General features: G+C 44.3%; 11 protein-coding genes. 2 read left to right on the top strand and 9 right to left on the bottom strand.

Annotation, left to right across the window (positions count from 1 at the left end; translation table 11 throughout):
* Positions 1–119: 119 nt before the first annotated feature.
* The gene (locus tag ACHUFN_RS04290; RefSeq protein ID WP_394221080.1) at positions 120–2645 is read left to right on the top strand and encodes a PilZ domain-containing protein; all 2526 of its coding nucleotides are present in this window, start codon (positions 120–122) and stop codon (positions 2643–2645) included.
* Between the two features lie 125 nt (positions 2646–2770).
* Here ACHUFN_RS04290 and serB read toward each other — a convergent pair whose 3' ends face one another.
* Positions 2771–3754: a phosphoserine phosphatase SerB gene (gene serB / locus ACHUFN_RS04295; RefSeq protein WP_394221081.1), complete on the bottom strand. Its 984-nt coding sequence runs from the start codon at positions 3752–3754 to the stop codon at positions 2771–2773.
* 147 nt (positions 3755–3901) lie between these two features.
* Between serB and ACHUFN_RS04300 the strand changes: the two genes are divergently transcribed.
* Positions 3902–4588, top strand: a complete 687-nt coding sequence (locus ACHUFN_RS04300; RefSeq protein ID WP_394221082.1) for a hypothetical protein — start codon at positions 3902–3904, stop codon at positions 4586–4588.
* Positions 4589–4654: 66 nt separating this feature from the next.
* Here the strand turns inward: ACHUFN_RS04300 and ACHUFN_RS04305 are convergent, their stop codons facing one another.
* The 8 genes from ACHUFN_RS04305 to ACHUFN_RS04340 all read right to left on the bottom strand — a co-directional run bounded on the left by ACHUFN_RS04305 (position 4655) and on the right by ACHUFN_RS04340 (position 12595).
* Positions 4655–5497 carry a TatD family hydrolase gene (locus ACHUFN_RS04305; protein ID WP_394221083.1) on the bottom strand — a complete coding sequence of 281 codons (843 nt, stop codon included), beginning with the start codon at positions 5495–5497 and terminating at the stop codon, positions 4655–4657.
* Between the two features lie 180 nt (positions 5498–5677).
* On the bottom strand, positions 5678–6316 hold the full coding sequence (pdxH, locus tag ACHUFN_RS04310; protein WP_394221084.1) for a pyridoxamine 5'-phosphate oxidase: 639 nt from the start codon (positions 6314–6316) through the stop codon (positions 5678–5680).
* 81 nt (positions 6317–6397) lie between these two features.
* Positions 6398–7309 carry a GTPase Era gene (era, locus tag ACHUFN_RS04315; protein ID WP_394221595.1) on the bottom strand — a complete coding sequence of 304 codons (912 nt, stop codon included), beginning with the start codon at positions 7307–7309 and terminating at the stop codon, positions 6398–6400.
* Positions 7310–7328: 19 nt separating this feature from the next.
* Positions 7329–8015 (bottom strand): ribonuclease III, encoded by a 687-nt coding sequence (gene rnc, locus ACHUFN_RS04320; RefSeq protein WP_394221085.1) that lies wholly within the window; start codon positions 8013–8015, stop codon positions 7329–7331.
* Positions 8015–8917: a signal peptidase I gene (lepB, locus tag ACHUFN_RS04325; RefSeq protein WP_394221086.1), complete on the bottom strand. Its 903-nt coding sequence runs from the start codon at positions 8915–8917 to the stop codon at positions 8015–8017. The genes rnc and lepB overlap by 1 nt, the downstream gene beginning before the upstream one ends.
* Positions 8917–10713, bottom strand: a complete 1797-nt coding sequence (gene lepA / locus ACHUFN_RS04330) for a translation elongation factor 4 (RefSeq protein WP_394221087.1) — start codon at positions 10711–10713, stop codon at positions 8917–8919. The genes lepB and lepA overlap by 1 nt, the downstream gene beginning before the upstream one ends.
* A gap of 243 nt (positions 10714–10956) precedes the next feature.
* Positions 10957–11418 carry a SoxR reducing system RseC family protein gene (locus ACHUFN_RS04335; protein ID WP_394221088.1) on the bottom strand — a complete coding sequence of 154 codons (462 nt, stop codon included), beginning with the start codon at positions 11416–11418 and terminating at the stop codon, positions 10957–10959.
* Positions 11419–11452: 34 nt separating this feature from the next.
* Positions 11453–12595, bottom strand: coding sequence for a MucB/RseB C-terminal domain-containing protein (locus ACHUFN_RS04340; protein ID WP_394221089.1), 1143 nt, complete (start codon positions 12593–12595; stop codon positions 11453–11455).
* Between the last annotated feature and the right edge of the window lie 168 nt (positions 12596–12763).

The following is a 12763-nucleotide window of genomic DNA, read 5'->3' on the forward strand; positions in this document are numbered from 1 at the left end:
TGTGTCCAGTTTTACGCCGGTCTAGCTATATAAAACAAGAAAGCTTGCAAGCTAATGAGAATTGCTGATTTGCCGATAACAACTAAAATAATGATACTTAACAACAAAGTTGCGCATTCATGAGTCAAGATTTAAAGCAATACGCTGATATTATTGAACAGCTGAAGCCCATGGTAAACGAGCCTGAGTTTAACCAAGTATTGCTTCAAACCGCTTCTGATGTGCCAAAGGAAAAGCGCTTTCTCATTAAAATGGAAGTGAAGCGTTTAGCTAAACCTTGTATGCGAACCATTGACCTAAGGGGTCATGTAGACGGTAAGTGTAACAAATATGTGCACGAGGGTCGCAGCCACTACATGGATGACCTTGCCGTTGATAAATTTGAGGAGCAATTACGCGTTTTCGGTAGGTATACCTACGGCGTATATGAAGCTGTTCAAAACACCGAAAATAACTTTCGCCTAATGCGCGAAAAAGAGCTCGCTCAAGAGCGTGCAGATAAAGAAAATCCTGAGCTCAAAAAACGCTCTGCCGTGCTTGAGCAATTTAAAGTTCCTACCGTAAACCTTCTCGATTACAGCCAACGCAACGCAGAGCGCATGAACTTTGCGGTGGCCGTCGAAATAGTAAATAGCGCCAATCAATCAATGCGTGGATTGAGCGTAGATATTTCATTAGAAGGTTTACAAATTAAACTCTCAAAAGACTCGTTTTTTAAAAAAGGTGAAAACTTATTTATCTTTTTCAGAGGCCTTGAGAATGAGTTTGCCATGGACAAGAAAAATGGCATTGCGTACAAGCTAGTTAAGGTCATGACAAAGAACGATGTTAACTATCTTGCGCTTCAGCGTGATAAAGAAAAACCAAGCCCAGCATTTGATAAATTCTTAGAAAGCTTTATCCATGGTAACAAGCGCCGCTATAAAGTGAATATGAGTAATACAATTGAAGCTATTACTAGCAAAATTTGTGAGCAGTATTTTTCTCCTCGAAGCCCCACATTGCCCGTGTATATCGATGTAATCAACAAAACACTGGTGCCCCGCTATGCTATGGCAAATGAAGTCAATCGAGAGACAGTCCAGTATTGGCAGGACGAGGACGATAACTGTCGTCTGAATTTTTTGTTAACACAAGAACGGCTAATGCGACTTTTACAAAAGTCGGAAGAAGTACGCGAAATTTTTGTCTTTAGCTTCACTCATTTGCAAAACGATAAAGTTTACTTCTATTCAGCGTCTTACGAAGAGCTACTGCAAAAAGAGGTACTTACGCGCGTTTTCTTAGGGTTCGGCTCTAAAAAGGCGAGTTGGCGTGTATTCAAAATAACGTTAACTGACATGGATCCTGAGCAAGCCCATATTCCGCTTTCCATTCCAGATTCCGTAGGCAACAAGGTCAAGAAGCTAAATACACCTCCTTCTGCACGGTTGATGTCTAAGCTGAAAAACTTGCGATTCCTTGCGCATGTTACCGATGTAACCTCAGTAACCGGGCAAGAAACCTATAATGAATTTAAATTTAATCGCGAAAACCTCACTCATTTGAGGAACTTTGGCCACCCTAGAAACCGTGCGCCATCTAACATCCAGATTGTTCGATTTAAGTATGAGGAACAGCGCATAGAGAGTCGCTATCAGCTTAGAACGCAAATTGAAGCTCGCTTCAATAATGAAGAAGTGGTTCACAAAGGGGTTAGCGAAGATATTTCGGTGCATGGGCTTGGCCTTCGCATAGAGTTAAGCAAAGAGTACAAAGGTAATTTGGAAGGGAAAGTTGAAGTTGCTTTTCCTCGCCTTCAAGAAATTGCCAATGCGTTTGACGTTATGCACCTTCAATATGAAATCATTTATCACAATGTAGAAAAGAATATTCTGCATTTGAAAACTATGCCCGGTGACGAAGGACGAAGCGCACGCAATTTCTTTGATGAGTTGATAAAGAAGAATAAGGGTAGTCTTAAAGTTGAAAGCGACGAGGAAGAAGTACCGGGAATGGGTCAAGCACTTCGTTGCATTAACGCAAGAAACGCTACATCTCTCTCGTTTTTGATGAACAAAGAAGGCGTCCGCTATACTCCTCAAGCTTGTATCATCGGTAAGCAAGATGAACGTATCACTACACTCACTACGCAGTATGCCGAACGAGGAAAAGTGAATTTAGAGTTTTTATTTAGAGATAGAAAGCAGGATACACCGTTTGTACAAAACGGGATTAAAGCGGTTAAGCTGGAAAACATGCCTTTAAGGCAAGAACTCTTTATTTCATTTGATGCATCACAAAAAGAGCCAAGAATGGCGATTATTCCACGTTACTCCGACAAGTTTGAAAGTAACGAGCAGCGCCGTGCGTTCATCAGAGAAGCAATGGTACGTGGTCAGTTTGTGGCCATTCACGTTATGTTGACAACAACCGGAAAGCCCGACATGACAATGCTGCAAACCGAGATTAATTACGTCACCATGTATGCTATGCACAGGGCCCGTGAACTTGAAAAAAGCATGTGGAGTATTGCCGCGTGTTCTCACCTTGTCGATGTGACCGATGAAGTGCTCATACGATACGGCTTCTCGATAGAAGATATTACAGCGAACAAAACACTTAAAAGTTCCGTACCTCAAAAAGCCATTGTTAGAGCAGGCTAGCGCGTATTTTTAAAAACAAGAGACGTATTTTTCAATACGTCGTGTTTGCTAAAAACTTCGCTACCATTGTCTTGCTCTCAATTATCTTGCCTTCAATCTAGCAAAACACTTTTTAATTTAACGCTTCACTTTTCTAAAAAGTACAAGAGGCTGTGTAGGCTACCGATGCGTATCGCTACATCCGCTTTTTCATTTACTAGCGGCTTACCGTGACAGGCTACGCCAAGGGCAGACTCAGCCATCATGACGAGATCGTTAGCCCCATCTCCCATTGCAACAGTTTGTTTCGCCGGAATTTGCCATTTTTCTGCAAGCTCTCTTACCGTGCGCGCCTTTACGTCAGCGTTGACAATTTCACCTTCTACTTTTCCAGTTAACCGGTCGTTATCAACAGCAAGCGTATTAGATATTGCGAAATCGAGCCCAAGTCGGTCTTTTAAATGATCAGCAAAAAACGTAAAGCCTCCAGAAGCAATCGCCAGCTTCCAGTTGTGCTGCTTTAAGTGCATAAGTAATGACTGTATGCCAGGCATTATTGGTATGCTGTCTCGAATTTGATTGAGATGAGCGATTGGCACGCCTTCTAAACAAGCGACTCTGTGCGTTAGGCTGTCATTAAATGCGATTTCGCCACGCATGGCTTTAGCGGTAACTTCAGCGACTTGATCGCCTACTCCAGCCAGTTTCGCTATTTCATCAATACACTCGATAGCTATTACCGTGCTATCCATATCCATAACTAGCAAACCAGGCTCAGACAATGAAGGCTTTGACGATTGCAGCCCTAAATCGAGGTTGAACGCGTTCGATACATCACCAAGTAACGGCTTAACTTGCTCAAGCTCTACATCAATAAGATTCCCCCTTAATTCAATCACATCATCACCCAATCTCTGGTGTAAATGATGAAACGCTACGCTTACCGGTGAAAAAACGGCTTCGAGCTTGTCTATGATGCTTTTGATTAAATAAGGTGTTATTGCTTGACCAAAAACAGTTAGCGTTTGAGAAAACGGACTGTTGTCGTGCTCTTTGCTCACAATTTGTGATAGGGATGAAGCTAGATGGATTTCGTCATTATTAATATCGATAAAAAGCGTGTCTTTCATAACGCACACAAAACTGCGGAAGTTGGCAAATGATGCCCTAATGCTAACCAATTAGGCGAACTAATAAAATATCCCCTTTTAAATTATTTCGAATTATCCTACTGTTAGGCAACCCTCGTCACTTTATGGATATACGAATTGGTAGACGTGCTTAACAAAGCAATTTCAAAGTCAAAGAAAGACTCTCACTCGCTATACACGGTACTAAAACGACTGTTCCACACTGTAGTGGTGAGCACGGTGTTTGCTTTAATTGTTGTGTTGCTTTTGTTGTTGCAGCAATACCAGAACGACTGGCTCACAGTACAAACTCGTTTCTCAGGTGAAAGTATTGCTAGACAATACGCCAATCTACTGCAGCCGGCTTTTATTGCTGATGAGCTCTCAAACCAGGCTGAAGACATAGATGTTGATTCAGCGCTATCCCAAACCCTCGCACAGCGTGAGTATATTGAAAGTGTCGCCTCTGTTTTAGTTAATGAACCACATATTTTGGCTTTGTCTGTTTTTGACAAAGATGGAAGATATATTGCTCCTTTGCCTCAAATAGACAGCGTAGTATCGTTAAATCAGGCACAAAGCGTCACGCCGCTTACCTTTGTTGGCGTTATAAGTGACGAAGACGACAACCTACTGGGCTATGTAAATATTCATATGAATACCAAAGCCGTGTTAGAAAGCCCGCTAACCCTGCGTTATCAATTAGCACTAATCGCCAGCATACTAGTGTTTCTCGCGCTCATGCTTGGTATTTATCTCACCCGAGCATTTTATAAATCGCGTCCGTGGTTTATTCAGATAATAGAGTCGAAGAGATTCAAAAACAAAGAGTAATAGGGGATTTTTACTGTCACACGCTAGAGGTTATTTTCGTTTAAACGCGTGTTTTGTGGCGTAAATTTAGCTATGGCTGTCCGTTTTTACACCAAACAATCGACAATAGTTATCTGATGTCGTTGCTATAACTTCGTTACGAGCAACACCATAGCTTTTGCAAATAACGTCCACCACATCTGGCAAGTAACAAGGTTCATTGGGCTCCCCTTGCCGGCCAAACATTGGCATATCTGGCGCGTCAGTTTCCAAAAGCAATCTGTCGAAGTGATGCTCAAGCAAGAACCCCAACGTCTCGTGGGTTTTCTTCGCGCGTTCGTACGTTATTGTACCTCCTATACCCAAGTAGAAGCCACGCTCAAGGTATTCTTTGGCAACGTTTACATTGCCTGAAAACGCATGAATGACGCCAACACCTTGATACTTCGCTTGCTTGAACCCTTCAAGCAGCAAATGATGACTTTTTCTGTGATGTATAATAACAGGGAGCGAAATTCTATCAGCGAGCGTTAAATGTGCGCGAAACACTTGCTTTTGAAGCGCAAGCGGCACACTAATATGTCCGTCTATGCCTGTTTCACCGACGGCTTTTACCGATGGATGTAGAGTAGCCGAAGCGGCTTCAAGCTGGTGTAGGTGGTCAGGTAACATGCGTTGGCTTGCGTCGGTTACATCCGCTTTATTATCAATACTGCGCTCGGTTAAAAAGTAGGGATGTAGACCTAGGGCTGTATCGATAGGAAGCAGGCTTTTGTACTGCTCGCTCAGCGCCTGTAGCGATTGCCAAGACTCAGGAGTAATGCTAGGCGCCATAATGCGAGTAAGACCTTCAGCCTTGGCCTTTTCTAAAGCACGATGAAGATCTTTTTGGGAAGCCAACAAATCAAGGTGGCAATGGCTGTCAATCACGGCTGGGGGCCTCCTCTTACTTCGCTTGAATCGGTGCTATTTGTCTAAGATGCTATGTGTATATGGAATTTCGCCTTCAAGTACCAAACTTCGTTACAAATCGTAACTTTAAAAGTAGAAGTAGAAGCCAAGTAAGTATCAATGTTAGCTATGAGCGGCAATGACTTGTCTAGACGTACATTAAGGCATTAACCGCTGCGTTGACCACACCCCGTCGTCGGTTTTATTGTATTCGAAACGATCGTGAAGTCTGTCTTCCCCACCCTGCCAGAACTCAATTTGGTGAGGCACTATTCTAAAGCCGCCCCAAAAATCAGGAACAGGGAGCTCTTTGTTGGCGAACTTGTCTTTTAACTGTTTAAACTGAGTAAGCAGTAGCTCTTTGCTTCCAATGGGTTTGCTTTGTTTAGAGGCATAAGCAGCAAGTTGGCTGTCTTTGGGGCGAGAGAAAAAGTAAGCCGCGTTTTCAGAAACAGAAAGTTTTTCAACGCTGCCACATACCCGTACTTGGCGCTCCATAAAAAACCAAGGAAAGTGACATGACACTTTAGGATTAACCGCTAATTCTTGCGCTTTTCGACTGCCTAGATTGGTGAAAAAAACAAAGCCTTTTTCATTAACGTCTTTTAGCAATACGATTCGCTGTGAAGGCTGACCGCTTGCATCCACGGTAGCAACTGTCATTGCAGTAGGATCGGGAATTCCAGCGTCTATGGCATCTTTCAACCATTTATCAAATAAAGTAAATGGGTTTGATGTAACATCAGCCTCACTCAAACTACCTCTTGAGTACTGCCTACGCATATCTGAAATTGCCATACCACGCTCCCAAAATGACGTATAACTTATGTAAGCTATTGCCCTTACGTGCAAGGGCAATAATTGTGAACTGATTTGGAGTTAGAAATTGCTGTCGTCGCCGTAACCGAGCGAACGCAGTGCACGCTCATCGTCAGCCCAACCTTGTTTGACTTTAACCCAAAGCTCTAGAAAAACTTTGTTATCAAACAAGTTTTCCATATCTTTACGTGCCTGCTCACCAATGGTCTTCAAATGCTTACCGCCTTTACCAATGATCATGCGTTTTTGCGTTTCACGTTCAACCAGAATTAGGCCGCTAATGCGATATACGCCATTGTCAGCCATTTTAAACTGCTCTATCTCAACGGTGGTTGAATAAGGCAGTTCGTCACCTGTAAAGCGCATGAGCTTTTCGCGAATGATCTCAGCGGCCATAAAGCGGCTAGAGCGGTCGGTGATATAGTCTTCAGGAAAGAAGAAGTCACTTTTTGGCAGCGACTTAGCAACAAGCTCTCTGATTTCGTCAACCATTTTGCCCTGTTTAGCACTGATCGGAATCATATGCTCAAACGCGTGCTTTTCACCTAACTTTTGAAGGTGAACCATAAAGTTTTCTTTGTCTTCCACCTTATCCATTTTGTTTACAATAAGGTAGCAAGGAAGGTTCGCTTGTTTTACTTTACTTAACACCATTTCATCTTCGGCGTTAAAGCGATCGCCCTCAACTACAAACAGAACCAACCCAACTTCAGCAAGTGAACTCGACGCTGCTCGGTTCATGTAGCGGTTGATTGCCCGCTTCTCGTCTTGATGAAGCCCTGGCGTATCGACATAAATAGCCTGATAGTCACCGTCGGTGTCTATACCTAAAATACGATGGCGCGTAGTTTGCGGCTTGCGCGAAGTGATACTTACCTTCTGACCTAGCAAGCGATTTAGCAATGTTGATTTACCCACATTTGGGCGACCTACTATGGCAACTAAGCCACAGCGCGTTTGAATGTCAGGCATATCCGGTAAATTTGATTCATCATGCGTTGTCATCAAGCTTCTCCAATGTTAAACGAGCAGCTTCTTGTTCTGCTTTTCGACGACTATTACCAGACGCCACAACGGCTTCAGACATACTTTCCACTTTACAGCTCACTTCAAACGTTTGCGCGTGGTCTTTGCCTGATATTGATAATACTTCATAGGTTGGTAGCGCCTGCTTGCGCCCTTGCAGAAATTCTTGCAAGCGAGTTTTGCTATCTTTTGGATGGGCGTTTGGATCTAACTTTTTAATTCGACTTTCCCATAAACGGTCGATAACGCCACGAACTTCATCCATCCCTGAGTCAAGATAAATGGCGCCTAGAATGGCTTCAACAGCATCGGCTAATATTGAGCTTCTGCGATGGCCCCCACTTTTGAGCTCGCCGGGTCCAAGGTTTAGCAATTCGCCCACACTCGCTTCTTTTGCAAGTTCAGCTAGCGTGTCGCCCTTTACTAGGGTAGAACGCATTCTTGTCAGCTTACCTTCCGGCACTGTTGGAAAGCGTCTGAAAAGTGTCTCGCCTACAATCATGCCCAAAATCGCATCACCCAAGAATTCTAGTCGTTCGTTGTGCTGTTTAGCGGCGCTTCGGTGTGTAAGCGCTTGTTCCAATAACGCTTCATTGGTAAATGTATAGCCTAACGCCTTATAAAGGCGACGATATTTATCAATTCCCTGCATTAATGAATGCCACCTGCTCGCTCAAATCGAACACCTGTTGGTACCCAAGTTGGAAGAAAGTCTGATGGGCTGCGCTCAAATTCAAATGAAATCCAAATTGCCACGGCTTTTCCAACCAAGTTTGCATCGGGAACAAACCCCCAAAAACGGCTATCTCGGCTATTGTCGCGGTTATCGCCCAGTACGAAATATTGCCCCTCGGGTACTATCCATTCATTGCTACGGGTACCCGGTTGAGTGTAAAAGTTAACTGGAGAAATCTCGCGGATAGGATGGCGTAAAATATCGTGTTCTACGTTGCCTAAGTCTTCGGTATAGCGCATAAGCTGTGCCATATCCTGTACGAATTCACCACGTTCTTGGAAAGTAAGAGGAACCGCTTTAAGTTTCGGGCAGTCACTTCCCGTATCGCATTTAGGTTTGATATAAACCTGCTTGTTTTGGTAAACCACCGTATCACCAGGCAAACCAATAACGCGCTTTATGTAATCAATGGAAGGGTCTTCAGGGTATTTGAAAACCACAACGTCACCGCGCTCAGGCTCGCCAGTTTCAATTAGCTTACTTCTGAACACAGGGTCTTTTATGCCATATGCGAACTTTTCAACCAATATGAAATCGCCGACCAGCAATGTAGGCATCATGGAACCTGATGGTATCTGAAATGGTTCATATAAAAACGAACGCAATACCAATACAAACGCGATAACAGGGAAAATTTGCTGAGCAGTGTCAACCAAATACGGTAGTTGCGGATCTTCTCCGTAGCCCGCACCTTCTGCTGTTGCCGCAGCTTGTAAACGAGCTTTTCGCTTCGGTGCAAACACTAGGCTGTCCACTAGCCAGATTAATCCTGATATTAAGGTGAGTGCCACCAAAATCAAGGAGAAGTAATTTGCCATTATTTACCCACCTTCAGTACTGCAAGGAACGCATCTTGTGGCAACTCAACATTACCCACTTGCTTCATTCGCTTTTTACCTTCTTTTTGTTTTTGAAGTAGCTTTTTCTTACGGCTTACGTCACCACCGTAACACTTTGCAATTACGTTCTTACGTAGCTGCTTCACGGTACTTCTTGCAACAATGTGGTTCCCGATAGCCGCTTGAATAGCGATATCGAACATTTGACGTGGAATCAATTCGCGCAACTTCTCTACCAGTTCGCGACCACGGCCCTGAGAATTTTCTCTGTGGGTGATTACCGCAAGTGCATCTACACGCTCGCCGTTAATTAGAATATCAACGCGGACCATGTCTGATGTCTGGAAGCGCTTGAAGTTGTAGTCTAGCGACGCAAAACCACGGCTTGTTGATTTTAAGCGGTCAAAGAAATCCAGCACAACCTCTGCCATTGGCAGTTCATAAGTTACCGCCACTTGCTTGCCGTGGTAAGTCATGTTGGTTTGCATGCCGCGTTTTTCTACACAAAGCGTAATAACGTTTCCTAAGTATTCTTGTGGCACAAGAATGTTGGCTTCAACCATAGGTTCACGAATTTCAGCAATGTCGTTCACTGGTGGTAATTTCGCAGGGCTATCAACCGTAAGCGTTTCACCTTTTGTGGTTTCTACTTCGTAAATTACCGTTGGTGCTGTGGTAATTAGACCAAGGTCATATTCACGCTCTAATCGTTCTTGAATGATTTCCATGTGAAGCATGCCAAGGAAACCGATGCGGAAACCAAAACCTAGCGCTGCAGAGCTTTCTGGCTCATAAAACAAAGAAGCATCATTTAAGCTTAGCTTAGCTAGCGCATCACGGAAGTCTTCATAATCGTCTGAGCTGATTGGGAAAATACCGGCATAAACCTGAGGTTTAACCTTTTTAAAGCCCGGCAGCATAGCGTCAGCGGGGTCGCGGGCCAACGTTATAGTGTCACCTACCGGTGCACCTTGAATGTCTTTAATACCAGCAATGATAAAGCCTACTTCACCCGCTCTTAATATGCCGGTTTCCAGTGGCTTAGGTGTAAACACACCAATTTTGTCTACTTGGTGCGTTTGACCATTCGACATAATTTGAATTTTGTCTTTCTTGCTCAATTGACCTTCAACAATACGTACCAAAGATACAACGCCTTGGTAGTTGTCGAACCACGAGTCGATAATCAACGCTTTGAGCGGTGCTTCGCGATCGCCTCCTGGCGGTGGAATTTTATTTACGATGACTTCAAGTACATCTTCAATACCAATACCTGTTTTCGCTGAACAGCGCACGGCATCAAGTGCATCGATACCTACGATATCTTCAATCTCTTCTGCAACGCGGTCAGGTTCGGCCTGCGGAAGGTCGATTTTATTCAACACAGGCACTACTTCCATGTCCATCTCGATGGCGGTATAGCAGTTTGCCAGTGTTTGAGCTTCTACGCCTTGCCCTGCATCAACTACCAATAATGCGCCTTCACAAGCGGCTAGTGAGCGCGATACTTCATAGGTGAAGTCAACGTGTCCTGGCGTGTCAATGAAGTTTAGCTGATATGTTTCACCATCGCGCGCTTCGTAGTTCAGCGTAACGCTTTGCGCCTTGATAGTAATACCGCGCTCTTTTTCCAGGTCCATTGAGTCGAGAACCTGTTCAGCCATTTCGCGATCTGATAGCCCTCCACAGTGCTGGATTAAACGGTCTGACAGCGTAGACTTACCGTGGTCAATGTGGGCGATAATACTGAAGTTACGAATGTGCGATTGTTGCATAATGCTGGAAATTACCTGCAGAAAAATTCATTAAACAAAATATGCTGCTTGCCTTGCTTCAAGGGTTATACGCAGCGCGTGCGGATTTTACCCATTTCTGGCGCGAAAAGCGAATTGGCGTCGCGGAAAATTGCAAAGCCGCACTAAACAGCTTCTATGAAGGTGGCAACCTGACGTGACTATAGCGACAAATCCGTTTTTTCTTTCCTATCCCATGATTTAGTGGAAATAATTACAGTCAAACTAGTCTTTCGCTGTGCTTTGGTCTTGTAGGCCCATTAACACAGGTTGGTATTTACTGTTTTCAATTCGGTGTAGTTTGAAAGCGATTATCTTATAAACGCTGTAAGTGACTAAAGCACTGGGCACCAAAGCCCATAACTCGTGGGTAAAGCCAGTATCGCTTAGGAGCGTCATTGTCAGCGAGTAAGCCAGAATAAAGGCAACAAGCGGCAATAAATATAGCCAGGCAGACGCGCTTAAGATGCCCGCCTCGGGAATACCTACGGTCACCCGCTGTCCGATGCGAACAGGCATAGGCGTACGCAACGTGAGCTGCTGAGTTTTGGGCGCAATAGCTCGCGAAACAACGCCCGTTCCGCAATCGCTTTGCGCCTGGCAAGCGTTGCAGGTCGACTTTATCGCAGCTTCAACGGTCACGAGGTCACCTTCAATCGCAACGACGGTGGCAGTTTCTTTAATCATTAGCACTCGTTTTTGTTAATAGTGGTTTGCATTGCTACTCATTTACATTAGAGACAGGTCTTAACGATGTCGCTATGGCGTTTGCAGTTTGAAGTGGAATTTCTCCCACAACGGTAACTTGCGCTTTACCATCAGTTAAGGTCAAAAACGTGCTCAATTCATTTCGAAGCGCAAAGGTTTCACCTACAGCATCTTCTGCTGGCTGAACATAAACAGAAACATCCACTAAGCCATCAGAAAAGAGCTTATACTCTACGACCTGCCCTGTTAATGCTAGTCGTCTTGTATCCTGCTTTATCTCTCGCATCCCCGCAGGTAAATACGTTACATCCCACTTGTGAGCTCTGTTTGGTGTGTTGCTCAATGCCATGGGCGGTGGCAGCGATGCTGTATTGATTCGCGAAAAGTAGTCCGCTGGCGCAGGCGAAATGGCATAAGCGGTAACCTGAATTTGCTCGAGCAACGCACCTTGTAAGTCCAGCATATTTAACTTCAATAGCATGCCAGAAGACTCATCAAGCCAAAGTTGATAGCCAAAACGAGTGTTATCACGACTAACAATTCGAATTTGTTGAGCAGAGCGGCCAGCAACGCGTGCTCTTCCCACCGCAACAAACTCGTACGCTTCAGAAAGTTGTTCAGGGTGATAAAGCAACGCACTGGGAATCGGGCCGTTAATGTGCTTCGAACGCAAGCTGTAAGGCTGTACGTCAGGCTCAAATACGCTAACGACATCATTCACGCGAATAAGCTCTCGTCCAGGGCCATTCTGTAGATTCAACTGCTCTAGTTCAGTCCCATCATCCAAAATTCCGTGACGCCAAAGATAGGGGATCGTTTCCTTACCCGCTACCGTTTGAACAAACGAGACTTGAAAATTGGCGTTTGTAATAATGTTTTGTAACTCTGCGAGCCATTGGTTCGCAGACTGAGGTAGCTGACCACGTGAGGCAGGCATTTTTTTATCATCGCGAGTAGGTTCTACTCGCTCTGAAGCCGGGTTTACCTGCTGAGTGATTTCTACTCGTTCTTCATTATCAACGTTTTCTTCGCCTGAAGACTGAGTAGAACTTGAAGTAACCTGCGCTGCGTTGGCAGGTGAATTCGATTGGGCAAACGTGGGTTGAATAGCCGCCCCAGAAATGAAAAAAAGGGCAACAAATGAACAACAGCGCATTTTTTCCGCCTTAAAACAAACATACCAGCAGTATATGCTGGTATGACTAAAATATAAAACTGCATCTTCAGCACAGTGAGTGGCGTGAGTGCACTTCTACTACATGTTATCGCAAAAGTGATACAGCTAACCAAACGGTTCCGCGAACATTGCAACGCAAAGCTTTTA

This window comes from Alteromonas gracilis (assembly GCF_043642145.1).
GTDB lineage: Bacteria > Pseudomonadota > Gammaproteobacteria > Enterobacterales > Alteromonadaceae > Alteromonas > Alteromonas gracilis_B.